Origin of the sequence: Pseudomonas sp. UBA6276 (assembly GCF_002438365.1) — a bacterium.
Taxonomy (GTDB): Bacteria; Pseudomonadota; Gammaproteobacteria; order Pseudomonadales; family Pseudomonadaceae; genus Aquipseudomonas; species Aquipseudomonas coleopterorum.
Window position 1 is genome coordinate 34,242 of record NZ_DJUS01000007.1, and the last position, 23,997, is coordinate 58,238.

The 23,997-nt window shown below is 63.5% G+C and carries 23 protein-coding genes; 9 read left to right on the forward strand and 14 right to left on the reverse strand.

Annotated features, from left to right (window positions below; genetic code table 11):
• Window positions 1-73 precede the first annotated feature (73 nt).
• Window positions 74-1,201, reverse strand: a complete 1,128-nt coding sequence (locus B2V21_RS01205; RefSeq protein WP_286915784.1) for an MFS transporter — start codon at window positions 1,199-1,201, stop codon at window positions 74-76.
• A complete protein-coding gene (locus tag B2V21_RS01210) occupies window positions 1,198-1,746 on the reverse strand; it encodes a TetR/AcrR family transcriptional regulator (RefSeq protein WP_286915785.1) in 549 nt (182 codons plus the stop codon). Before B2V21_RS01210 ends, B2V21_RS01205 begins: the two co-directional genes overlap by 4 nt.
• Before the next feature lie 208 nt (window positions 1,747-1,954).
• Between B2V21_RS01210 and B2V21_RS01215 the strand changes: the two genes are divergently transcribed.
• The 5 genes from B2V21_RS01215 to B2V21_RS01235 all read left to right on the forward strand — a co-directional run bounded on the left by B2V21_RS01215 (window position 1,955) and on the right by B2V21_RS01235 (window position 9,661).
• On the forward strand, window positions 1,955-3,595 hold the full coding sequence (locus B2V21_RS01215; protein WP_056843023.1) for a methyl-accepting chemotaxis protein: 1,641 nt from the start codon (window positions 1,955-1,957) through the stop codon (window positions 3,593-3,595).
• Between the two features lie 130 nt (window positions 3,596-3,725).
• Window positions 3,726-5,537 carry a putative bifunctional diguanylate cyclase/phosphodiesterase gene (locus B2V21_RS01220; RefSeq protein WP_049859201.1) on the forward strand — a complete coding sequence of 604 codons (1,812 nt, stop codon included), beginning with the start codon at window positions 3,726-3,728 and terminating at the stop codon, window positions 5,535-5,537.
• A 40-nt stretch (window positions 5,538-5,577) separates the two neighbouring features.
• On the forward strand, window positions 5,578-7,437 hold the full coding sequence (locus B2V21_RS01225) for an ABC transporter ATP-binding protein (protein ID WP_286915786.1): 1,860 nt from the start codon (window positions 5,578-5,580) through the stop codon (window positions 7,435-7,437).
• A 101-nt stretch (window positions 7,438-7,538) separates the two neighbouring features.
• Window positions 7,539-8,729 (forward strand): CaiB/BaiF CoA transferase family protein, encoded by a 1,191-nt coding sequence (locus B2V21_RS01230; RefSeq protein WP_286915787.1) that lies wholly within the window; start codon window positions 7,539-7,541, stop codon window positions 8,727-8,729.
• Window positions 8,726-9,661: a hydroxymethylglutaryl-CoA lyase gene (locus B2V21_RS01235; protein ID WP_286915788.1), complete on the forward strand. Its 936-nt coding sequence runs from the start codon at window positions 8,726-8,728 to the stop codon at window positions 9,659-9,661. Before B2V21_RS01230 ends, B2V21_RS01235 begins: the two co-directional genes overlap by 4 nt.
• A gap of 98 nt (window positions 9,662-9,759) precedes the next feature.
• On the opposite strand, the gene B2V21_RS01240 is transcribed toward B2V21_RS01235, so the two are convergent.
• Entirely contained in the window at window positions 9,760-10,644 is an 885-nt protein-coding gene (locus tag B2V21_RS01240) for a serine hydrolase domain-containing protein (protein WP_286915789.1), read from the reverse strand.
• 119 nt (window positions 10,645-10,763) lie between these two features.
• Here B2V21_RS01240 and B2V21_RS01245 point away from each other — a divergent pair, with 119 nt between their 5' ends.
• Window positions 10,764-11,531: an SDR family oxidoreductase gene (locus B2V21_RS01245; RefSeq protein WP_049859206.1), complete on the forward strand. Its 768-nt coding sequence runs from the start codon at window positions 10,764-10,766 to the stop codon at window positions 11,529-11,531.
• 47 nt (window positions 11,532-11,578) lie between these two features.
• Here the strand turns inward: B2V21_RS01245 and B2V21_RS01250 are convergent, their stop codons facing one another.
• Window positions 11,579-11,974 (reverse strand): RidA family protein, encoded by a 396-nt coding sequence (locus B2V21_RS01250; protein ID WP_049859207.1) that lies wholly within the window; start codon window positions 11,972-11,974, stop codon window positions 11,579-11,581.
• Between the two features lie 142 nt (window positions 11,975-12,116).
• On the opposite strand from B2V21_RS01250, the gene B2V21_RS01255 reads away from it, so the two are divergent.
• The gene (locus tag B2V21_RS01255) at window positions 12,117-13,031 is read left to right on the forward strand and encodes a LysR family transcriptional regulator (protein ID WP_056843014.1); all 915 of its coding nucleotides are present in this window, start codon (window positions 12,117-12,119) and stop codon (window positions 13,029-13,031) included.
• A gap of 16 nt (window positions 13,032-13,047) precedes the next feature.
• Here the strand turns inward: B2V21_RS01255 and B2V21_RS01260 are convergent, their stop codons facing one another.
• The 8 genes from B2V21_RS01260 to B2V21_RS01295 form a co-directional block, all read right to left on the reverse strand.
• Entirely contained in the window at window positions 13,048-13,875 is an 828-nt protein-coding gene (locus B2V21_RS01260) for an EamA family transporter (RefSeq protein WP_056843013.1), read from the reverse strand.
• 144 nt (window positions 13,876-14,019) lie between these two features.
• Window positions 14,020-14,439: an organic hydroperoxide resistance protein gene (locus tag B2V21_RS01265; protein WP_049859210.1), complete on the reverse strand. Its 420-nt coding sequence runs from the start codon at window positions 14,437-14,439 to the stop codon at window positions 14,020-14,022.
• Between the two features lie 156 nt (window positions 14,440-14,595).
• Window positions 14,596-15,084 (reverse strand): MarR family winged helix-turn-helix transcriptional regulator, encoded by a 489-nt coding sequence (locus B2V21_RS01270; RefSeq protein WP_286915790.1) that lies wholly within the window; start codon window positions 15,082-15,084, stop codon window positions 14,596-14,598.
• Window positions 15,085-15,180: 96 nt separating this feature from the next.
• On the reverse strand, window positions 15,181-16,095 hold the full coding sequence (locus tag B2V21_RS01275) for a LysR family transcriptional regulator (protein WP_286915791.1): 915 nt from the start codon (window positions 16,093-16,095) through the stop codon (window positions 15,181-15,183).
• Between the two features lie 34 nt (window positions 16,096-16,129).
• A complete protein-coding gene (gene paoC, locus B2V21_RS01280; RefSeq protein ID WP_286915792.1) occupies window positions 16,130-18,340 on the reverse strand; it encodes an aldehyde oxidoreductase molybdenum-binding subunit PaoC in 2,211 nt (736 codons plus the stop codon).
• A gap of 56 nt (window positions 18,341-18,396) precedes the next feature.
• Entirely contained in the window at window positions 18,397-19,347 is a 951-nt protein-coding gene (locus tag B2V21_RS01285) for an FAD binding domain-containing protein (protein ID WP_286915793.1), read from the reverse strand.
• Entirely contained in the window at window positions 19,344-19,994 is a 651-nt protein-coding gene (gene paoA / locus B2V21_RS01290) for an aldehyde dehydrogenase iron-sulfur subunit PaoA (protein WP_376787092.1), read from the reverse strand. The genes B2V21_RS01285 and paoA overlap by 4 nt, the downstream gene beginning before the upstream one ends.
• A gap of 264 nt (window positions 19,995-20,258) precedes the next feature.
• Window positions 20,259-20,882, reverse strand: a complete 624-nt coding sequence (locus B2V21_RS01295) for a TetR/AcrR family transcriptional regulator (RefSeq protein WP_286915795.1) — start codon at window positions 20,880-20,882, stop codon at window positions 20,259-20,261.
• Window positions 20,883-20,997: 115 nt separating this feature from the next.
• Here B2V21_RS01295 and B2V21_RS01300 point away from each other — a divergent pair, with 115 nt between their 5' ends.
• A complete protein-coding gene (locus B2V21_RS01300; protein ID WP_286915796.1) occupies window positions 20,998-22,203 on the forward strand; it encodes an MFS transporter in 1,206 nt (401 codons plus the stop codon).
• 64 nt (window positions 22,204-22,267) lie between these two features.
• Here the strand turns inward: B2V21_RS01300 and B2V21_RS01305 are convergent, their stop codons facing one another.
• Window positions 22,268-23,122, reverse strand: a complete 855-nt coding sequence (locus tag B2V21_RS01305; protein ID WP_286915797.1) for an SDR family oxidoreductase — start codon at window positions 23,120-23,122, stop codon at window positions 22,268-22,270.
• An 85-nt stretch (window positions 23,123-23,207) separates the two neighbouring features.
• Here B2V21_RS01305 and B2V21_RS01310 point away from each other — a divergent pair, with 85 nt between their 5' ends.
• Window positions 23,208-23,621: a winged helix-turn-helix transcriptional regulator gene (locus B2V21_RS01310; RefSeq protein WP_056843003.1), complete on the forward strand. Its 414-nt coding sequence runs from the start codon at window positions 23,208-23,210 to the stop codon at window positions 23,619-23,621.
• An 11-nt stretch (window positions 23,622-23,632) separates the two neighbouring features.
• On the opposite strand, the gene B2V21_RS01315 is transcribed toward B2V21_RS01310, so the two are convergent.
• The gene (locus B2V21_RS01315; protein WP_049859220.1) at window positions 23,633-23,962 is read right to left on the reverse strand and encodes an ArsR/SmtB family transcription factor; all 330 of its coding nucleotides are present in this window, start codon (window positions 23,960-23,962) and stop codon (window positions 23,633-23,635) included.
• Window positions 23,963-23,997: the final 35 nt, after the last annotated feature.

Below are 23,997 nucleotides of genomic sequence, written 5' to 3' on the forward strand. Positions count from 1 at the left end.
GGCAGGTACAGAACTGAGTGGGCGAAACGGGCGTAAGTTCCAGATGCAGCGGCGCGACCGCGTGAAGATTTTTCTAGCCGACTCGAGGCCTTAGAAAGATCGCCACCACGGCCGGTAGGGCGAAGGCGAAAAGGGCCCCTGTGACCCCGACGGCATCCAGGGTTGCACCGAACAGCGGTGCTCCAGCTGTCTGCCCCAGCGCCAGGCACAGGAACGGGAATCCCAGGCCCAGGTCCGGTCGATCCGGGAGCAGGGCGATGCCCTGGATCAGGTAGGTGCCCGAAGACATGATATAGGCAGCCCCGAATACGCCCATCGCCACGAAGCCGAAGACCAGGCTGTATCCGCTGGCCGCCAGGGTCAGGATCGCCGCAACGATACCCAGCAGCGAAAAGGCGTGGACCCGTGACGTACCGAAACGCTCGATCAGTACACCGGTGGCCGCGCCGCTGACACCGGCAGTCCCCAGAGTGATCCACGCCCAGGCGATGCCGGTGTCGCTCAGGCCAAAGGTACCGCGCAGAATGTCGGCGCCGAACGTCCAGATGGCGGTGCTCGACAGGCCCATGGCGAAGGCGCTGGCGCAGAGCACTGCCAGCCCGGGGCGACGAAGGATCTTCAGCGAGAAGCCCGCAGTGGTTTCGCTGCTCCGCGCCTTCGGCAGGGCGAACCACAGCCACAGCGTGACTGCGGCGCCGATCAGGGCGAAGAGGGCATACAGCTCACGCCATGCGCTCACCGTCATGGCCGCTGCCGCGCCCGAGAAGACGATGCCAGCGGCCGTGCCGGCGTTGATCGCGGCATTCGCTCTCGCCCGGCCTTCATCGGCGAAGTGCGCGGCGACCGCGCTCGCCAGCGGTGGAGACGTCAAGCCGGTGCTCAGCCCCGCCAATGCAACGCCTGCACCCATCATCCAGGCCGACGAGGCGACCACGATGCACGCCATGCCAGCCGTGGCGGTCAGGCCGGCGAAGGCGGCGAGAGTGCGTGGGGTCAAGCTCGCACTGCAGACGAAGGTCAGGACGATACCGACGCAGTAAGCGGCAAAGGCACCGCTGCCGATCCAGCCAGCGGCGGTCGCGTCCAGCGCCAGCTCCGCGCGGATCTGCGGCAGCAACAGGCCATAGGCGAAGCGCGCCAGCCCATATGAAAGCGCGGTGAGGGCGAAAGCGGCCGCGACCAGATTGAGGCCGCGCTTCATGACCGAGCGGCTTTGGCACACGCCATCAGGGTCAAAGCAGCTTGTCTGGCCTGATCGATGACTGCCGGGCCGGCGACGGTGGCCGCAGCCGTGGCGCCTTCGAACAGCATCCAGACCTGCAGGGCCAGCGCGGTCTCTTCACGGCCGAGATCGGTGTGCACGCGCGCGGCAATCTCGGCATGGAACTGCGCTTTCTGCTGTTGCACCAACGCGACGATGGCCTCGTTGGCCTGGGCGTATTCGCTGCGCGCGCGCAGCAGCATGCAGCCGCTGGCACCGCGCGCGTTCACCCAATGCGCCAGCGTATCGAACAGGGATGCGATCGCCCCGCCGTCTGCACGCTCGCTGGCCAGTTGGGCCATGAATTGCTGATGGCGGTCTTCGAGCACGGCCATCACCAGACCGTCGCGTGAGCCGAAGTGTTTGTAGAGGGTACGCGTCGAAGCACCTGAGGGCGCAAGGACCTGATCGATGCCAACGCCTCGCAGTCCCTGAGTTTCAAAGGTACGGGCGGCGCCGGCGAGAATTTCAGTTCGTTTGTCCATGAATCGAGTGTAAAGCGATCGTTTTACCTGTCAAGTGCGTGATACAGTTGCAGGCTTCATAAGTTTGATAGCATTTCGCTATTATTTTTCAGTGAAATTGCAATTGGTTTCTGGATCGGTGGCGCCGTAAAGTCCGCCACGTCGGCGTGATCGCAGTTCAGCATCGCGCACCTAATCAGTCCTCGCCGGGACTACTGCCGAGCCTCCCATGAAAAGACCCTTGTCCCTGGCCACGCGCATAGCCCTGAGCTTCGCAGCCATCCTTGCCTTGTTGATCATGATCACTGCCATCGGCATTCAACGGGTCGCCTTCATCGACTCGACATTGAGTGACGTCAGCGAAAATGCCGCCAAGATCCAGCGCTACGCCATCAATTTCCGCGGCAGTGTGCACAACCGGGCCATCGCGATCCGTGATGCGGTGCTGGTGGACAACGACCGTGACTTGGAAAAACACCTGGCGGAAGTGGCCACCTTGGAAAAGGCTTACATCGACTCGGCCGCGCCGATGGATCAGCTCTACGACAAGGCCTCCGTGACGCCCCAAGAGCGCGAGTTGTTGGGTGCGATCAAGAGCATCGAGCGCCAGACCCTGGACTCCAGCCGTACCCTGATCGACCTGCGCCGCTCCGGTGATATCCAGGGCGCGCAGGCCTTGCTGCTGCGCCAGACCTCGGCCGACTACAGCGAATGGCTCAAACGCATCAATGCGCTGATCGATTACGAGGAGGCCTCGATCAAGTCCAAGCTAGGCGCAGTGCAGGCCACAGCCAGTCAGTTCAGCACGCTGATGCTGGTGGCGACCGGCATCGCGCTGTTGCTGAGCATCGTGCTGTCAATCGTGATCATTCGCTTCGTCAAGTCGACACTGGGCGCCGAGCCGGCCGAGGTGGCCCTGGCCATCGAGCAACTGGCCGCGGGCAACCTCAACCAGACCATCGTCACCCAACACCCCGGCAGCGTCATGGGCGTGTTGAAGACCGCGCTGGGCCACTTGGCCGAAACCATTGAGCAGGTGCGCACTGCCGCGCGGGAGGTCAATCACTCCTCTGCACAGCTGTCCGCCACTTCAACGTCCAACGACGCGCATATCCGCCTGCAGACCCGCGAAGCAGAGCAGGTGGCCACGGCCATCACGCAGATGGCGGCGACCGTGAGTGAAGTGTCCGGTTACGCCGCACAGGCTGCGGATGCATCGCGGCTGGCGGATGTCGAAGTGGAGAGCGGCAACCGGCTGGTGGCCAGCACCACCCAGGCCATCGAGCAACTGGCGGTGACCTTGGAACAGACTACAGAGACCGTTGACCAGGTCTCGCGGCACAGCGAGAAGATCGAGTCGGTCATCGATGTGATCAATTCGATTGCCGCGCAGACCAACCTGCTGGCCCTCAATGCCGCGATCGAAGCCGCTCGCGCCGGCGAGCACGGTCGTGGCTTCGCGGTGGTCGCCGACGAAGTGCGTTCACTGGCCAACCGCACTCAGCAGTCCACCGAAGAAATCCGCGAGATGATCAGCACCCTGCAGTCGGGTACCGAAGCGGCGGCGCAGACCATGCGCAGCAGCTGTGAACTGGTCGGGCAGACCGTCACCCAGACCCGCAGTGCTCAGGACGCCCTGGCCAAGATCAGCGAGCAGGTGGGCGCGATCAACCTGATGAACGCGCAGATCGCCAGTGCTTCGGTGCAACAGAGCGCGGTGGCCGACGATGTTTCGCAGAACATCACACGGATCCACGGCTCCACGGTGCAGTCGGCGACCGGCTCGCAACAGGTCGCCACCGCCAGCACCGAGCTGGCACGCCTGGCCGATCGACTGTCGCAGAAGGTAGCGTTCTTCGGCGCGGTCTAGACGGACGAAGGGCAGTGGAACGCTTTGCGCAAAGCCGTATACAGTTTGGGGAAAGGCTGCCGATACATCGTATGCAGCCTCGTTTCGAGTGATTCCCCTTGCGACTGACCATCGGGCAACGACCACAGTGATGACCCATTTCGCTCCACCTTTGCCAGACAACGAGCGTGAGCGCGTTCGGCGTGTTGCCGACCTGTGCTACCGCGACGCGGTCGACGACGAGGTGCTGGACCGGATCGTTGCCCTGGCCGTGGAGGTGTTCGACACGCCGATCGCGCTCATCTCCATTCTCGAAGAACAGCAGCAATGGTTCCGGGCCAAGATCGGCATCAGTGCGACTTCCACATCGCGAGACGTCTCGTTCTGCGGCCACACCATTCTGGTCGATGACTTCTTCGAAATTCCGGATACCCACCTCGATCCACGCTTCCGGCACAACGAACTGGTCACCGGTGCACCGGGCATCCGCTATTACGCCGGCGTTCCGTTGCTGACCCACGACGGCCTCGCCTTGGGCAGCCTGTGCGTCATCGACCAGAAACCGCGCCCGCCGATGTCGGCGGCTCAGCTGGCCAGCCTGCATCATCTGTCCCAGCTGGTGGTGCTGCGGCTGCACGACTTGCGTGCCGCATCGTTCATTGACCGGCCCACGCGCCTGATGAACCGCATCCGCCTGGAAGAAGACATTCACCGCCACCTCAGTCAGCGCGAAGAGCCGCTGCTGATCGCGGTGGATTTCCTCTCGCCCGGCTTCGTCAACGATATCGTCAAGGCACTGGGCTATTCGTTTTCCCAGCACCTGGTCAGTGAAATCAGCCGCCGGGTGGCCAGCCTGATCGGGCCTGAGTGCGTGCTCTATCGAATCGGCCTCACGCGCTTCGCGTTCATCAAGCCGCGGGACGAGTGCCTGTCGACCTTGTACGAAAAGTTTTCCACGGCCTTCGCCCTGCCGGTCGAGCACGACGGCATTCCCATTCGCGCCCAGATCGGCATGGGCGCGCTGGAACTCGACCGCCATACCATCGACGACCGCGACTGGGTCCGCCTGGTGGTCAGCGCTGCCGATTACGCACGCGACCGGGGCATCGGCTGGGCCAGGTACCAGGCCGAGCTGGACATCGCCCAGCAGCGTGCCTTCGTGTTGCTCAGTTCGCTGTCCTATGCCCTGGAAGAGTCCGAGCAACTGGGACTCGTGTTCCAGCCGCGCATCGATTTCGCCAGTGGACGCTGCTGTGCGGTCGAGGCGTTGCTGCGCTGGACCCATCCGACCCTGGGCCCGATCGGGCCGGATGAGTTCGTGCCGCTCGCGGAAAAGACCGATCTGATCCGTCTGTTGAGCGTCTGGGTGGTCGAGGCGGCCATCCAGCAGACGCGGCAGTGGCGAGATGCCGGGTACGACTTCAAGGTGGCGATCAACGTCAGCCCCTGTGACCTCGAGGGGCCGGCCTTCACCGACCGGCTGATCCAGGCGCTCATACGCCATGGTGTCGAGGCCACGACGCTGGAGATCGAGTTCACCGAGGGCGCGCTGATCAAAAATCCCGCCGAATGCCGCAACCAGCTGACGCGCCTGCGGGCACTGGGCGTCGAGATTTCCATCGATGACTTCGGCACCGGTTACAGCAACTGGACCTACCTGCGCGAATTGCCGGCCACCTCGGTGAAGCTGGACCGTTCACTGATCAAGGACATCCAGAACGAGGAACGGGACCGGCGCCTGGTCATCACGCTCATCGATCTGGCCCAGCGCCTGGGCTACAAGGTCGTGGCCGAAGGTATCGAAAACCAGACCAATTTCGACGCGGTGAAAAGCTGGGGTTGCGACGAGGGGCAGGGGTACTTCATCGCCATGCCGATGCCCGCCGAAGAGCTGGTCACGTGGATCCAGAACCAGGCCATTGTTGGCAAAGCCATCCATTGCGACCCACCTGGCGGTCATTAAGTGGCAGAATCTGCGCCACTTGATTCCAATGGAGACCCCCATGCTTCGCGCATTCGAACGCAGGCTCGACCCTTTTCCACCTGACGAAGTGCCACCACCGCCAACCGGTCTGGCGCGCTTTCTATGGGCCTGCACCCGCGGTGCGCGGGGCTACATCATCGCCTTCGCCGTCCTCAGCGCCGCCGTGTCGATCTATGAAGCCTGGCTGTTTTCCTTCCTGGGCCAGGTCGTCGACCTGCTCACCACCTGGCAGCAGGGCGGCGAGGCTGCCGCCCAGGAAAGCCGTGTGCTGTGGGGCATGGGGCTGGTCATGGTGGGCAGCATCGCCTTGGTCGCCTTGCGCACCATGGTTCAGCACCAGATTCTGGCGATCAACCTGCCGCTCAGGCTGCGCTGGGACTTTCACCGGTTGATGCTGCGGCAAAGCCTGTCGTTCTTCTCTGACGAGTTTTCCGGACGGGTCACCACCAAGGTGATGCAGACGGCATTGGCCGTGCGCGACGTGCTGTTCACCCTGATCGAGATCCTGCCCGGCATCGGCGTGTATTTCATCGCGATCATCGCGCTGGCCGGCGGCTTCGCGCCCAAGCTCATGCTGCCGTTCGTGGCCTGGCTCATTCTGTTCGGCCTGGCGATGTGGTACTTCGTGCCACGCCTGGGCAAGGTCGGCCAGGAGCAGGCCCATGCGCGTTCGTCGATGACCGGACGCATCTCCGATGCCTACACCAACATCGCCACGGTCAAGCTGTTTTCCCATTCCAATCGCGAGGCGCATTTCGCCCGCGCGGCCATGGAAGACTTCAAGAACACCGGCTTTCGCCAGATGCGTCTGGTCAGCCAGTTCGAGATCGTCAACCAGGCGCTGGTGGTCGGTCTGCTCATGGCGGCCGGTGGCTATGCCCTGTGGCTCTGGCACCTGGGCGAGATCGGCACCGGCGCCGTGGCGGCGATCACGGCCATGGCCCTGCGCATCAACGGCATGTCGCACTGGATCATGTGGCAGATGACCTCGCTGTTCGAAAACATCGGCACCCTGCAGGATGGCATGGGCACCCTGACCCGGGGCGCCAAGGTGCAGGACGCGGTCAATGCCGGCGAACTCAGCACCAGAGGCGGTGCAGTGACATTCGACAACGTCAGTTTCAACTACAACGGTGAACGTCAGGTGCTCGACGGCCTGAGCCTGAACATCCGCGCGGGCGAGAAGATCGGCCTGGTGGGGCGTTCGGGGGCGGGCAAGTCGACGCTGATCAACCTGCTGCTGCGCTTCTACGATGTCGACAGCGGCGAGATCCGCATCGATGGGCAGAACATCGCCCACGTGACCCAGGACAGCCTGCGCAGCGCCATCGGCATGGTCACTCAGGACACCTCGCTGCTGCACCGGTCCATTCGCGACAACATTGCCTATGGCCGTCCCGATGCGACCGACGAGCAAGTGCGCAGCGCTGCAGCGAGCGCTCAGGCCGATGAATTCATCAGCCAACTCAGCGACCGTCAGGGCCACAGTGGCTACGACACCCTGGTGGGCGAGCGCGGCATCAAGCTGTCTGGCGGCCAGCGCCAGCGCGTGGCGATTGCGCGGGTGATGCTCAAGAATGCGCCCATCCTGTTGCTCGACGAAGCCACCAGCGCGCTGGATTCGGAAGTCGAAGTGGCGATCCAGGAAAGCCTGGATCACATGATGCAGGGCAAGACCGTAATCGCCATCGCGCATCGCCTGTCGACCATCGCTGCCATGGATCGCCTCATCGTCATGGATCAAGGGCGGATTCTGGAGCAGGGCACCCACGCCGAATTGCTGGCCAAAAACGGCATCTATGCCCGGTTGTGGCAGCACCAGAGCGGTGGTTTCCTGGGTGAGGATCAACTGGTGCCCGAGGGTGTCAATCAGGGCTGAATGGTGACGGATGTTCACCGATCGTTGACCCGCGGCTGGTAATTGCCGCGGGTATGCCTCTAGTCTTGGTGCAAATTCCAAGGCATATCGAGGTTGCCCCCATGACTGCTCTGAGCGGAATCCGCGTCATCGAAATCGGAACCCTCATCGCTGCACCGTTCGCTGCGCGTCTGCTCGGCGAGTTCGGTGCCGAGGTGATCAAGATCGAAACCCTGGGGCAGGGCGATCCCCTTCGCAAGTGGCGCAAACTCCACGAAGGCACCTCGTTGTGGTGGTACCTGCAATCGCGCAACAAGAAATCCCTGGCACTGAACCTCAAGTCCGCCGAGGGTATCGAGATCGTCAAGCAACTGGCCGAAAGCGCCGATGTTCTGATCGAGAACTTGCGCCCCGGCGCTTTGGAAAAGTTGGGCCTGGGCTGGGATGTGCTGCACGCGCTCAATCCCAAGCTGACCCTGGTGCGCATTTCCGGCTATGGCCAGTCCGGCCCGTATCGTGACCGACCGGGTTTCGGCGCGATCGGCGAGGCCATGGGCGGTATTCGCTACACTACCGGGAATCCGGACTCACCACCGGCGCGGGTGGGTGTCAGCCTGGGCGACTCGCTGGCGTCCATGCATGCGGTGATGGGCGCGCTGATGTCGTTGCTGCGGGTCAAGACCGGCCAGGGTGACGGCCAGGTGGTCGATGTGTCGCTGGCCGAAAGCGTCTTCAATGTCATGGAAAGCCTGGTGCCGGAGTACGCCATGCTCGGCCACGTGCGCGAGCGCAGCGGTGGCGCCTTGCCCGGCATCGCACCGTCCAACACCTACCCGACTGCCGATGGCGGGTATGTCGTGATCGCGGGCAACAGCGATCCCATTTTCAAGCGCCTGATGACCGCCATCGGTCGAGGCGATCTGGGCGACGACCCTGCGTTTGCCCACAACGACGGCCGCGCCGCGCAGAGCGATCTGCTCGATGGTGCCATCAGCGCGTGGAGCATTCAGCGTCCCATCGATGAAGTGCTGCGTGTGCTGGAAGCGGCTGAGGTACCTGCCGGGCGCATCTACTCGGTCGCCGATATCGTCGCCGACCCGCACTATCAGGCACGGGGCATGATTCTCGACGCGCAACTGCCCGGTGGGGTGGAAACGAAAATGCCCGGCGTGGTGCCCAAACTGTCCGAAACTCCCGGTGTGATCAACTGGCAAGGGCCGAGCCTGGGACAACACACCCGGGACGTGCTGACCGAGCTGGGCTTGAGCGAGAGCGCTATCCAGCGCCTGAAGAATGAGGGGATCGTGCAATGATCAGCGATTACTCGCAACGTCTCATCGTTCAGGAGGTGGCGCCGCGTGACGGGTTGCAGATCGAACCGATGTGGGTCGCCACCCAAGACAAGATTGCCTTGATCGACCAGCTCTCGCTCGCCGGCTTCAGCCGTATAGAGGCTGGCTCCTTCGTTTCGCCCAAGGCCGTGCCAGCCTTGCGCGATGGTGAGCAGGTGTTTGGCGGCATCGTACGCCAACCGGGCGTCACCTACGTGGCATTGATCCCGAACCTCAAGGGTGCGCAGCGGGCCCTCGCAGCCAAGGCCGACGAGCTCAACCTGGTGCTGTCAGCCAGCCAGAGCCATAACCTCGCCAACATGCGCATGAGTCGGGAGCAGTCCCTGGCGGGCTTCGCCGAGGTGGTCGAGCTGGCTCGCGGCACGTCGGTCAGCCTTAACGGCACCGTTGCCACGACCTTCGGCTGTCCGTTCGAAGGGCACATCGATGAAAAGGTTGTCATGGGCCTGGTCGATGCCTACCAGCGGCTGGGCCTGCAAGGCGTAACCTTGGCCGACACCACCGGCATGGCCAATCCGCGCCAAGTGTATGGACTGGTCCGGCGGGTATTGGAGCAACTGCCCGCCGATGCGCTGACGCTGCACTTTCACAACACCCGCGGGCTGGGGCTGAGCAACGTGCTGGCAGCCTATGAAGCCGGTGCCCGGCGCTTCGATGCATCGCTGGGTGGCTTGGGCGGATGCCCGTTCGCACCCGGCGCGTCGGGCAACATCTGCACTGAGGACCTGGTGAACCTGTGCGAGGAAATGGGCATTCCCACTGGCATCGATCTACCCCGTCTGATCGAGCTGTCCCGCACCTTGCCGGCACTGTTGGGGCATGAGATGCCGGGGCAGGTGGTGAAGGCGGGGCGCAATCGGGACCTTCATCCGCTGCCGCCGGGACTCGACTGAGCAGCGCGGCTGCATCGATGACGGTATCTGCGGACTGGTGACCAAGGTTCACCCCCTCGTCGGAGCGCTTGGTGACGTGAAGAGACTGCCGTGGTGCATCACCCTGAGACATGCTGGCGTATCTGCTCGACCACGGCGGCCTCGACCTCACCTTCGCCTGCGGCCTCGGCAAAAGCAGCACAGCTCACCGATCGCTTGTCCATGACGCCCCTGTACACCGCGAGGACGCTGCCGGGCCCGCATCCGGTGTGTCCCGCCAATACCAGGCCCCCAGCCACGGGCCCACGCATCAGCCCCAGCGCATAGCCTGGCGCCAGCCACGGTCGACCGGGTATCGGCCCGCCCAGTGTCGTGGTGTCCTGCATGGTCTGGAGCAACCCGGCGGACAGCAGATCACCCCCCAGCAGACCATCGACCAGCAGCGCCGCCTGCGACAGCGGGCCGATCAGCAAGCCGTGATACACCCAGCCCGGATCATAGCGGGCAAGGCTGGCGCAGGATTGCCCGAGCTCTACCCTGGACGTCGCGAAACGTACCGTGTCAGCGATGTTCAGCGGCTGCAGCACGCGCGTGCGGACGGCGTCGGCCAGCGACAGGTCGCTGGTGCGCTCTATCAGCCGGGCCACCTGCCAGTAGCCGACGTTCGAATAGCGCCAGCCTTCGCCAGGGGTGTACCGCAGACGCTCGGCCTGCAATCGTTCGAGCATTTCCTGCGCTGGCCACGCAGTCTCGTGACGCGCGACGGCGGCGTGGTAGTCGGCGAGCTCGCCGTAGTCTGCGAGCCCTGCCTCGTGCCGCAGCAGTTGGCGCAAGGTGTAGCGGGCGCCGGCGAGCGGGTCGTCCAGACGCAGCCGTCCGTCACGCACCAGAGCCAGCGCTGTGGCCGCCAGCACCGTCTTGGTGAAGCTCCACCATGGCACCGCAGGTTCGGTCTGATGAGGAGGTTGCAGCTGTTGGCCGTTGACGATGAGGACGATCTGCATGAGTGGCTCGCAAGGCAAACGAATGAACGGAGATGCGGGCAGCTGGCGCCTTGCTCCCGCGCGTCCTATGGTAGACCAGACTCAAGCGCAATGACTTCCCCATCTCACTGGAGACTCCCATGCACACCACAGGCAACACGATCCTGATCACCGGTGGCGGCAGCGGCATCGGTCGCGCCCTGGCCGAAGCCTTTCTGGCCCGAGGCAACGAAGTGATCATCGCGGGGCGCCGAGAGTCACTGCTCGAACAAGTGGCTCAGGCCAATCCCGGCTTGCACTACACGGCGCTCGACACCAGCGATGCACAGGACCGGCAGCGAGTCGTCGAACAGCTGATCGAACGCCACCCGGACCTCAACACTGTCATTCACTCGGCCGGCATCATGCGCGGCGAGTCACTGCGCGCAGGTCCCACCGAACTCGAAGCCACGGTCGCTACCAACCTGTTGGGCCCCATTCACCTGGATGGCCTGCTGCTGCCGCACTTTCTCACTCGACCCCACGCGGCTATCGTGACCGTTTCCTCCGGGCTGGCGTTCGTTCCGTTGGCCCTGACCCCCAGCTACTGCGCAACCAAGGCGGCGGTCCACTCCTACAGCCAGTCACTGCGCTACCAGCTCAAGGACACCGCCGTGAAGGTCCACGAACTAGTGCCGCCGTACGTCCAGACCGAACTGATGGGCCAGCGCCAAGCCAACGACCCCCATGCGATGCCGCTGGCGGAGTTCATCGACGAAGTCATGGCGATTTTCGAACGCTCGCCGGATGCCGAGGAGATTCTCGTCGAGCGGGTCAAGCCCTTGCGTTTCGCCGAAGCCAATGGCGGCTATGGACCGTTCTTCACGAACTTCAACGACCAGATGGCTGCGGCGCGGGCGGGGGAGTAGGGCACAAGGTACGTTCTGATCCGTGCCTGGTCGACGCCTCGGCCCCTTCAAACCTCAGGCAACTTGGCTATCACCTTGATCTCGAAATCGAAGCCATACAACCACGTCACCCCCACGCAGGTGATGTTCGGAAAAGGCGCCTGGCCCCAGTATTCAGGCACCACTTCCCAGATGGTTTCGAACCGGGATTGCGGATCGACGATGAACACCGTCACGTCTACCACGTCGTCGAAAGTGCATTGCGCTGCGTGCAGCACGGCGTTGAGGTTCTGGAAGGCCAGGCGCACCTGGTCTCGCAGGTCCGGCTCGGGTGAGCCGTCTTCGCGGCTGCCGACCTGGCCGGACACGAACAGCAGCCCATTGCTGCGAACGGCGGGTGAATAGCGGTTGCGTTCATAGAGAGCCTGGCGGCCGACTGGAAAAACGACGTCACGTTGAGTCATGGGATTGCCTCCGTAAGCGGGCCGGGCGACCCGTTATCTATCGAAGGGAAACAGTAGAGGCTTGCCCTGGCGGGATAAACGAGCAAGTCTGACCAGGACTGTTTGCGTTTTCCAAACAATGGCTCCTGACAACGAGGTACCGATGGACCGTTTCGATGCCATGCAGGCCTTCGCGCGGGTGGTGGAGACGGGCAGTTTCACCCAGGCGGCGCACACCCTGCACATGAGCAAGACCACGGTGACCCAGCTGGTGCAGCAGCTCGAAGCGCGTCTGCGGGTGAAGCTGCTCAACCGCACCACGCGCCGGGTCAACGTCACCGCCGACGGGGCCGCCTACTACGACAGGGTGGTGCGTCTGCTGGCCGATCTGGACGACGCCGAGACCGGTCTGTCCAGTGCCGCCACCGTGCCGCGCGGCAGGCTGCGGGTCGACGTGCCCAGTCCCTTCGCCAGCCATGTGCTGATGCCGGCCCTGCCCGAGTTTCATCGCCGCTACCCGGATATCCAGATCGACATGGGCGTCAGCGACCGTATGGTCGACATCATCGGCGAGAACGTGGACTGTGTCGTACGCGGTGGTGAACTGACCGATCAATCGCTGATGGCGCGCCGCCTGGGCGACCTGCAACTGGGGGTCTATGCAGCGCCCGGCTATTTGCGCCGACTCGGCACGCCCCAGCATCCCGGCGATCTGGAAGCGTCCGATCACCGCGTGATCGGTTTTCTCTGGGCGCGGACGGGCAGGGCGCTGGCCTACACCCTGCAGCGCGACGGCGAGCGCGTGACCGTACGCGGCCAAGCGGTGCTTTCGGTCGACGACGGCAACGCCTATCTGGCCGCCGGGCTGGCTGGCATGGGGGTGCTTTGGCTACCGGAGTACATGGCCAGCGCACCCGTGGCGCGCGGCGAGCTCGTTGCGTTGTTCCAGGACTGGCAACTGGAGTCCATGCCGATGTACATCGCCTATCCGCCCAATCGACACATCAGCTTGAAACTTCGGGTGTTCATCGAGTGGGTGGTGGAACTGTTGCCGTTCCAAGGAGCGGCGAGCGGGTGATACCAAGCCTGGGCGGTCAACCGATGATGATGGTGCCTGCGGCGATGATCGTACACGCCAGCACCTTGCGCACGGTCAGGCTTTCGCCCAGGAAGAACCAGCCGATCAAGGCTGCGAACAGCACGCTGGTCTCGCGCAGCGCCGAGACCATGCCCATGGGCGCATCGGTCATCGCCTGGATGACGATGCCGTAGGCCAGCAGCGACACCAGGCCACCGGCGGCAGCCGTCGCCATTCCGGGACGATAGGCAAACAGGCTGCGCGCTCCGCGCCGACCGATATACACCATCGGCATCAGCACCCCCCACAGCACACACATCCACACGGTATAGGCCATGGGGGCGCCGGACAGGCGCGCACCGATGCCGTCGGTGACGCTGTAGGCCGCGATGAACGCGCCGGTGCCCAGGGCGTACGGCAAGCTGGGAACGGCCAGTTTGCCCTTGCTGAAGGCCAGCAGAATGATCCCGCCCGAGACCAGGCAGATGCCGGCCAAGGCACTGGCCTGGATGTGCTCGCCGGCGAATATCGCTGCACCCAGCGCGATCAGGATCGGCGACGAGCCGCGGGCAACCGGATAGGTCTGCCCGAGGTCGCCCATCCGGTAGCTGCGCACCAGAAACAGGTTGTAGCCCACGTGCAGCACGCCCGAGAGCACGGCATAGGGCCAGCTTGCCTGGGCGGGGACAGGCATGAACAAGGCCAGCACGATGCAGGTCGCGGCCACGGCCAGGCACATGACGGTCATCGACCACAGCCGATCCGCGCCACCGCGCAGGAGGGCGTTCCAACCGGCATGCAACAGGGCGGCGAATAATACGAGGGAGACAGTGGAGATGGGCATTGCGGCATTCTAGGCCAGCAAGCAGGAGGCAGGACAGCGAAGTTTGCTTGTCGTCGATATCACATCAGTAGCGTGTAAGGAGGCCCCGCAGTTCAGGCGAACTGCGGGGCCAGCCATTGCGATCAGAGCGATCGCAGGGGTGCATCAGACAGTGACGTGCAGACGAACGTCGACGTTGCCGCGGGTAGCATTGGAGTACGGGCAGACCTGGTGGGCCGCTTCGACCAGCGCTTCGGCGTCGGCCTGTTCCAGACCTGGCAGGTGGATGTGCAGATCGATGTCCAGACCGAAACCGCCGGGGATCTGGCCGATGCCCACTTTGGCCGTGATCGAGGTGTCGGCCGGCACGCTGCGCTTGCTCTGGCCGGCGACGAATTTCAGGGCGCCGATGAAGCAGGCCGAGTAGCCCGCCGCGAACAGTTGCTCCGGGTTGGTCGCTGCACCGCCGGCACCGCCCAGTTCTTTCGGGGTTGCCAGTGCCACGTCGAGGATCTTGTCACTGGAGACAGCACGGCCATCACGGCCACCGGTGGCAGTTGCGGTTGCGGTATAGAGAACGTTCATGGATTTATCTCTTCAGGACAGGATTGAGGTGCCGCCAGCTTTACCTGTGCGGGCTGGGCAGCTGGGATTAATTTATCGCGCTAATGCTTAGTGCGCAAGATAATATTTCGAAGTTTTTCCATGCGCGTCGACAACGCTCTGATTCGCCTGGATTTTTTACTGATCTGGCGGAGTCAGGCTCGTCTGAAGCTGGCTGCGAAGTCTCAGAAGCTCCCCTTGCAGGGCTTCCAGTTTCTGCTGCGCGATGCCGCACGCCGCCAGAATGCAGGCCGGGATGTTCTCGGCTTTCTGGCGAAGCGCCTTGCCGGCGTCGGTCAGCACAAGCCGGACGACCCGTTCATCGTCCCTGCTGCGGGTGCGCATGATCAAGCCTTCGGCTTCAAGCCGTTTAAGCAGGGGCGTCATCGAGCCCGGATCGGTGAGCAGCCTGGCGCTGAGGTCCGACACGGTCAGCCCGTCCTCCTCCCATAGCACCAGCATGGCCAGGTACTGAGGATAGGTCAGGTGGAGGGCCTGAAGCAGCGGTTTGTACACCTTGGTCATCATCAGCGACGTGGAGTGCAGGGAAAAGCACAGCTGGTTGGCCAGCAACAGGTGGCTGCGCTCTGCGACGGGTGCAATGGGACGGCTGTCGTCGACGCTCATGGAATCATCCTGAACTGCAAATGAGCCTAAGTTAGCGTCGATATATTTAGCGCGCAATCAGATCGTATTCCGCCCGGTCACCCGACGATCCTGGCGTCAAGGCAGCGGTCCCATGGGCTCCAGCTCCCGGATCAGATCGATCAGCAGCCGGAGGCCGACGGGCACCTGTCGAAAGCTCGAGTAGTAGATGTGGAAGCCGGGATCGGTGTGGGCCCAGTCCTTCAGGACCTCCTGCACGGTACCGTCCTCGACGTACCGGGCGATGACACGTTCAGGTACGTACATCAGACCGGCTCCGCGGGTCACCAATGCAACGCCGACGCGGGTTTCATCGATGGTGATCGCGCCGGGTACCTCCACTTCGAGTTTCTGGCCGTTCTTGACGAACTCCCAGTCATACAATCGCGCATTGCCGAGGCGGATCTTCAGGCATCGATGCTCTTTCAATTGCTCGGGATGAGTGGGCACACCGAAGCGCTCGAGATAGCCGGGTGTGCCCACCACGCTCCAGCGCACATCCGGGGACAGTCGCTGAGCGATCATGTCACTGGGTACCGTGCCGCCGAAACGAATGCCTGCGTCGTGGCCCTCGCCAATCACATCGATCATCCGATTGGTGACGGTCAGGTCGACTTCGATGTCGGGATAGCGCTCCACGAATACCGGCAGGACAGGGCCAAGCAGTAATTTCGCGCCATCGCTGAGGACGTTCAAACGAATGCGACCCGCGGGCTCGTCGCGCAAACGGTTGAGGGTCTCCAGGGCGTTGCTGATGTCGGTCAGTGGGTGGCTGACCAGCCCCTGCAACTCTTCGCCGGCGGCGGTAAGGGTCACGCTGCGGGTGGTGCGATTGAGCAGGCGAACGCCCAGGCGTGCCTCCAGGCCTTTCATGGCGTGGCTGAGCGCCGAAGCGCTGATGCCGACCTCGACGCTCGCACGGCTGAAGCTCTGGTGCTTGGCAATGGCCAGGAAATAGATGATGTCAGCCAGGTTCGCACGACTCAGTTGCATGGATCACCCGCTAGCGGAGCACTTGAAAGGGCAATCATACAGAAGCGGGTAACTGATCGATGAGCTTGTCCAGCGTGATCGGATAATCCCGAACCCGCACCCCAGTGGCGTTGTAGATGGCATTGGCAATGGCGGCGGCCGCACCGGAGATGCCCAGCTCACCCACCCCCTTGGCTTTCAACGGCGTCGCGTACGGGTCGACTTCATCGAGAAAGATGACCTCCTGATGGGGAATGTCGGCGTGCACGGGGACCTCGTAACCCGCCAGGTCGTGATTCACGAAGAAACCCAGGCGATGGTCCACCACCATGTCCTCCATCAACGCCGCGCCGGCGCCCATGGTCATGCCGCCGATGATCTGGCTTCGTGCCGTTTTCGGATTCAAGATACGGCCGGCGGCGCACACCGCCAGTTGACGGCGGATGCGAATCTCGCCGGTGGCTGCATTCACCCCGACCTCGACGAAGTGCGCACCGAACGTCTGCTGGGAGAAGCGTTTGGCCAGATCGCCATATTCCATCAGATCCTCAGCCTCGATATCGCCGTGCGCCGCAGCGCTGGCCAGCGCAAAGCTGGCGTCGGCGTCGCGCACCTGGCCGTCGACGAACTCGGCCGTCACCGGGTCCAGGCCGAGTTTCTGCGCAACGGCTTCGCGCAGCTTCACACAGGCGGCATAGACACCCGCGGTGGAGGAGGCCGCCCCCCATTGGCCGCCTGACCCGGCAGACTCAGGGAATCGCGAGTCACCGAGACGGACCTCGACGTGATCGATATCCACGCCCATCATTTCAGCGGCGGTCTGGGCGATGATGGTGTACGTGCCGGTGCCGATGTCCGTCATGTCGGTTTCCACGGTGACCCGGCCTTGCCAGTCGACTCGTACGCGAGCGGCGGATTTGCTCGTCGGCGCGCCCCGGATGGCCGAGGCCACCCCCATGCCGATGAACCAGCCGTCCTCCAGGACCTGAGCCGGCGCCGGCCGCCGTCTGCTCCACCCGAAGCGCTCGGCGCCGAGGGTCAGGCACTCGATCAATTGACGCTTGGAAAAGGGTCGGGTGGGTTGTTCGGGATCGACCTGCGTATCGTTCATGACCCGAAACCGCACGGGGTCCATGTTCAGCTTGGCGGCCATTTCATCCATGGCGATTTCCAGCGCCATCATGCCCGGCGCCTCACCGGGCGCGCGCATGGCGTTGCCCTCGGCCAGATCCAGGACAGCCAGTTTCAGGCGCGTCAGACGATTCGCGCCTGCGTACAGCGAGCGGGTCGCCGCCGTCGCCGGTTCGGTACGGCCTCCGCGCAGATTGCCCGACCAGCTCTCGTGGCCTATGGCAGTGATGCTGCCATTGCTGTCCGTACCGATGCGTATACGCTGCAGGGTGGCCGGGCGGTGGGTCAGATTGTTGAACATCAGCGGCCGGGGCAGGGCGACCTTGACCGGGCGCCGCGCCTCTCTGGCCGCGAGCGACGCCAGCACCGCGTCGCACAGGATCGTACCTTTGCCGCCGAAACCGCCGCCGATGTAGGGCGAGATCAAATGGACCTGCTCCTTGGCGATGCCGAGTGTCTTGGCCAAGTCGCGAACGCCCCAGTTCATCTGCTGGATCGAGGTCCAGAGGGTCAGCTGATCGCCTTGCCATTGAGCGATGGTGGCATGGGGTTCCATCATGGCGTGAGCTTGATCCGGGGTGCTGTAGGTTTCGTCGAGTTGCACCGCCGCGCGTTGGAACGCGCCGTCGAAATCGCCGACGTCGGTTTGCGCGGGGGGACCGAAGGCGGCGGGCGGCGGCGTTTGCGCCGCGTCTTTCTGCGCTTTCAGGTCGAACTGTCCAGCCTCCCGAACGTAATAGATGCGCAGCAGTGCAGACGCCGCGCGAGCCTGTTCGAAGGTTTCGGCCACCACGATGGCCACGGCCTGGTGATAGTGATCCACCTGGGGGCCGCCCAGCGCCCGGCTGACATAGAACTCGCCCTTGTCCAGCTTGCCGGCATTTTCATGAGTGACGATAGCGATCACGCCCGATGCCAGCCTGGCTTGCTCCGAGTCGATCGACGAGATGCGCCCCTTGCTGATCGCCGCCCCGACCACATAACCATAGGCAGGATGGGTGACCGCCGCATTCTGCTCATAGGCGTAGGTGGCAGTGCCGGTGGTCTTGAGCTTGCCATCGATGCGGTCTTTGGGCTGGCCGATGACATTGAGCTGATCGATCGGATTGGTCGTCGCGGGCGTATCGAATTTCATGGGCAATCTTCCTGTTCGGTTCGCCGGTCGGCTAGCGCGACATGCAATGGGCGGCGTTACGACGACGCTTGAGCCAGTGCCAGACCCAGCGTGCGCTCGGCGAGTTTCACCTTGAATGCGTTTTGCGCCGTGGGGCGGGCGTCGCCGAGCAGGCGGGCGCTCACTGCGGCCGCGCCTTGAGGCAGCAACGCGTCTGCGGCGACGTCGTGCCACGGCTTGTAGGCGACGCCTCCGAGCGCGATCCGTCCCGTTCGATCCGGCTGCACCACTGCCGCCACCGAGACCAGGGCGAAGGCGTACGAGGCGCGGTCACGGACCTTGTAGTAGATGTGTCTGCCGCCTGCCGGTTTGGGCAGGATGACCGCCGTGATCAATTCGCCCGGGGTTAAGGTGTACTCCAGGTGAGGCGTATCGCCGGGCGCCTTGTAGAGCTGCGCGAGCGGAAACGTGCGGGTCTGGCCGCTGGCGTTCAGGGTTTCGACAGAGGCATCCAGTGCCTGCATGGCCACCGCCATGTCGCTGGGATGGCTGGCGATGCAGGCATCGCTGACACCGATCACGGCCTGCTGACGGCTCATGCCGCCCAGCGCTGAGCAACCGGTACCGGGACGGCGTTTGTTGCAGGGCTGGTTGATGTCGTAGAAGTACGAGCAGCGCGTTCGCTGCAGCAGATTGCCCGCCGTGGTCGCCTTGTTCCGCAGCTGCCCGGATGCGCCCGACACCAGGGCCCTGGACAGCACGGCATAGTCGCGCCTGACTTCGGGCGCGGCAGCCAGGTCGGTGTTGCGCACCAGCGCGCCGATGCGCAAACCACCCTCGCGCGTGGCCTCGAGGGTATCGAAGGCCAGGCCGTTGACGTCGATCAGGTGCTGTGGGGTTTCGATCTCCAGCTTCATCAAATCCAGCAGATTGGTGCCCCCGGCAATGAAGCGCGCTGCGGGGTTGGCCGCTGCTGCCGCGACGGCGTGCTCGGGCGACGTCGCACGCTCGTAGGTAAATGACCTCATGCGGTTTCCCCCGTGGCAACCTCGGCAATGGCATCGATGATGTTGGAGTAGGCGCCGCAGCGGCAGATGTTGCCGCTCATGCGTTCACGCAGTTCGGCTGGGGTCTGCACCACCGGCGCGATCAGGTCCTGGGTGACGTGACTGGGAATGCCGGCCTTCAATTCGGCCAGCACCGCCACCGCCGAGCAGATCTGTCCAGGCGTGCAGTAGCCGCATTGATAGCCGTCATGCTTGATGAAGGCGGCCTGCATCAGGTGCAGACGCTCCGGCGTGCCCAGGCCTTCGATGGTGGTGATGCTGTCGCCTTCATGCATGACCGCCAGGCTCAGGCATGCATTGATCCGGCGTCCCTCCACCAACACGGTGCAGGCACCGCATTGGCCATGGTCGCAGCCTTTCTTGGTCCCGGTGAGTTTCAGGCGCTCGCGCAACACATCCAGCAACGTGGTTCGGTTGTCCACCTCAAGGGTCTGCCGGCGACCGTTCAACGTGAAGGTCACAGAAGAGCTCGCCGGTGCGTGCGGGGCCGTCTTGCCCGGCTCGACGGCGTTCACGGGCGCAGCCGAGAGGGCCATCGACACGGCCGAGCCTGCCGTTCCCACCAATACCTGTCGGCGAGACAGCCTGAGGCCTTCTTTGGGCTGCAGATGATCCAAATCACTCTCTCCTTCAGCAATGCCCGTCGGCACGAACAACAATGACCCCCGCAAAGGACACGTCGGATTGAGGCAGGTGAATCCAGCAGCTGCTGAAGCAGATCCCCTACACCCTTTAAGGTTAAGGCATCAGGCGAGTGGCGATAACGTCGATAGGCGGGATGAAGTAGTGAATGACGCTCAGTAATGGCGTGGAGGGAAAATCACAGAGGCCGGCGTTCGTCGCAACGCTGTCGGGGCTGAGCCGAACAGCGATCAGGCAGTGTGACCTGTGCTCAGGCTGTCCCACAGTCCCATCATCTGATCGACCGCTGCGTCCAGGGTAGCCGCCGTCACACCGTCGCGAGCCAGGGTCGACAGGCCCAGCAGAAAACTGTCGAACGCGGTGGCAAGCACTTCAGGGATCACGGTTTTCGGGAGCTCACCGGTGTTGATTCCGCGCTCGACGCAGGCGCGCAGGCCGGCCCGGTTGGCATTTCTTGCGTTCACCAACGGCTTGGAGATGATTTTGCTCTCGGCCGAACAGGTGCTCATCAGCCCCAGAGCGACTAGGCATCCGGTTGGGTGACCGGCCTCGGACTGCATGCTGGCCGAGCGGCGCAGGGTTAGTTCGATGGCCGTCCTGGGAGGCAGGGCGGGATCGAACAGGCTTTCCGTGACGCGGCCATGGGTGCCGAGATAGCGCTCGACAACCTCATGGAACAGCGCCTGCTTGGAGCCGAAGGCGGCGTAGAAACTGGGCGCGGTGATACCCCCGCCAATGCTGGCCTTGAGCTGGCTGAGCGAGGTGGCGTCGTAGCCATGCTCCCAGAACAGGTGCATCGCCTGAGTGATTGCCTCGTCGCGGTCGAACGTGCGAGGGCGTCCCATCTGAGCCATGTCAGATCTCCTTCGGTGGTACATAGATACTAAACGATACATAAATGGTTGACCACGGCGAGCGGCTTCTTTAGATTTATACCGATCGATATATAAATCCAGAGGAGCACACCGGATGACCACGGATGAAACACAACGCGACACACTCCCGCTCGGCGCTTTATTGGCCCTGGCGATGACCGGTTTCATTTGCATCGTCACCGAGACGCTGCCCGCTGGCCTGCTTCCGCAGATCGGCAGCGGCCTGGGCATCTCGCCGTCGCTGGCTGGCCAGATGGTGACCGTCTACGCCCTGGGGTCATTGCTGGCGGCCATCCCGTTGACCATCGCGACGCAGAGCTGGCGGCGCAGAACCGTCCTGCTGCTGACGATCGCAGGATTTCTGCTGTTCAATTCCATCACTGCCTGGTCGTCCCATTACGCACTGACCTTGGTTGCCAGGTTCTTTGCAGGTGTGTCGGCGGGTCTGGCCTGGAGCTTGATTGCCGGGTATGCGCGACGCATGGTCGTGCCGCAACTGCAGGGCCGGGCGCTGGCCGTGGCGATGATCGGCACCCCGATCGCGCTGTCGCTGGGCGTCCCCCTGGGTACCTGGCTGGGCGGCTTCATGGGCTGGCGCATGGCGTTTGCGTTGATGTCCGTCTTGACGCTGGTGCTGATCGGCTGGGTACTGGTCAAGGTGCCGGACTATCCGGGGCAGTCTTCGACCCAGCGGCTGGCGTTACACGAGGTCTTTTTCACCCCAGGGGTGCGGCCGGTGCTGGGCGTGGTGTTCACCTGGATGCTGGCGCACAACATCCTCTATACCTACATCGCACCCTTCGTAGCGAAGGCGGGGCTGGCCAACGATGTCGATCTGGTCCTGCTGGCCTTCGGCATCGCCGCGCTGGCGGGCATCTGGGTGACGGGGCGCCTGGTCGATCGTCATCTGCGCCCAGCGGTCCTGTTCAGTCTGGCCAGCTTTGCCGCCGTTGCAGTATTCCTCGGCCTGTTCATGACCTCGGCGATCGCGATTTATCTGGGCGTGGCGATCTGGGGGCTGACGTTTGGCGGCGCCGCCACCCTGTTGCAGACGGCACTGGCCGACTCCGCGGGCCGGGGCGCCGATGTTGCCCTGTCGATGAATGTCGTGGTCTGGAACAGCGCGATTGCAGGTGGTGGGTTACTCGGGGGCGTCTTGCTGGGCCATTGGGGCGTGGGTACGTTTCCCTGGGTGCTGCTGGCCTTGACGCTCATCGGCCTGGGCATTGCCTACCAGGCGCGAATGCATGGATTTGCCGGAGGAGGTCGGGTTTCCGCGCAAGTGGTCAGCGGTCATTGAAGGCAGGCGGGCAGGGGCGCTGCTTCAAACTCGCCCTTGCCCCTGCCGATCCCTGAAGCGTTGATCAGTGTTTCAGGGCGGCGCTGACCGATTGGGCGATTGGTGTCGTGGGGTGACCCAGCAATTGGCTCAACTGCCGGCTGTTGTCGTACAGGTCACCTTTGGCTGCGCAGGCGTCCGAGTCGGCCAGCATCGCCGCCAATTCGACAGGCAGCCCGACACTGACCAGCGCCTCTTGGTACTGCGCTTGCGGCAGGTCGTTGTAGACGACGGCCTTGCCTGACTGTTGCGCCACTTCGGCAGCCAGCTCGGCCAGGGTGTAGCTGTCGTCGCCGGCCAGTTCGTAGACCTTGCCGGCCTGGTCGTCGCGGGTCAGCACCGCCGCTGCGGCCTCAGCGTAGTCGGCACGGGCTGCCGAGGAAATTCGGCCGTCTCTCGCGCTGCCCAGGATCGCGCCGTGTTCGACAGCCGGTGCAACGCCGGCCGTGTAATTCTCGTTGTACCAACCATTGCGCAGGATGACATGGGGCAGGCCAGACTCGGCCAGTGCCTGTTCGGTATCGCGATGTTCCGAGGCGAGGCCGAGCGTCGATGTGTCGGCATGCAGCAGGCTGGTATAGGCCAGCAATTTCACGCCTGCCGACCGGGCGGCTTCGATGACGGCACGATGCTGTGCACGGCGTTGCCCGACTTCACTGGATGAGATCAGCAACAGACGCTCCACCCCTGTCAGCGCGCTGTGCAAAGTGTCGGGTTCGTTGTAGTCCGCTGCCCGCACGTCGATGCCTTTGGCCGCCAGGTCACGCGCCTTGGCCGGGTCACGCACCAACGCGATCAGGGCTGCGGGTTTCTGGTTTTTCAGCAATGCATCGATGACCAAGCGGCCCAGTTGGCCCGTTGCACCGGTAATGGCGATCATGAAAGCACCTCGATTCTCGTTGAAGAAAATCCGATGCTAGAATAGAAGCTTACGAAAAGTAAGTACGTACGAAAAGGTAAGTGCCATGTCTCATGCTGAAAGCGATTCGCACCGGTTTGCCGAGAAGCTGCGTCGCGGCGAAGTGTTGCAGGCGGACTGTCCTTCGCGGGAAATCCTCCAGCACATGACCAGTCGCTGGGGCGTGCTGGTGCTGGTGGTGCTGCTGGGAGGCACCCATCGCTTCAGCGAGCTGCGGCGCAAGATCGGCGGCGTCAGCGAGAAGATGCTCGCGCAGACGCTGCAACGGCTCGAAGGCGACGGACTGGTGCAGCGTCTGGCGCTGCCGGTGGTACCACCGTACGTCGAGTACAGCCTGACGCCGCTGGGCACTCAGGCCGCTACGAAGCTGGAAACGGTGGTGGACTGGATCGAGGACAACCTGCCCCAGATCATGGATTTCAAAAGAGGGCGCGAAGCGCAGGACCAGAACTCGGCATGACGGAGCGTGCGCTATCGATCCGCGATGTCGACTTCCAGATCGGTCAGCAACCCGGCCATCGCCGCCGTGATCTGCTCCTCGTTGCGTTTGTAGTAGGTCCATTTGCCCACTTTGCTGGCTTCGACGAAACCTTGGTCGAGCAAGGCTTTGAGGCAGATGGAGGTGGCCGGCTGCGACAGCCCGGCCTTGTCCTGAATCAGGCTGGCACAGACGCCGTGGACACTGAAATCGTACAGCTGGCTGTAGCCTGCGAACGATCGATGAGGATCCTTGAGCCAGGTCAGGACGGCTCGCCGTGTAGGGCTGGATAGAACTTTCAATGCCTCGTTCAACGCCGTCATGTGGATGCCTGACCCTGTGGATGGGCGAGGGTGAA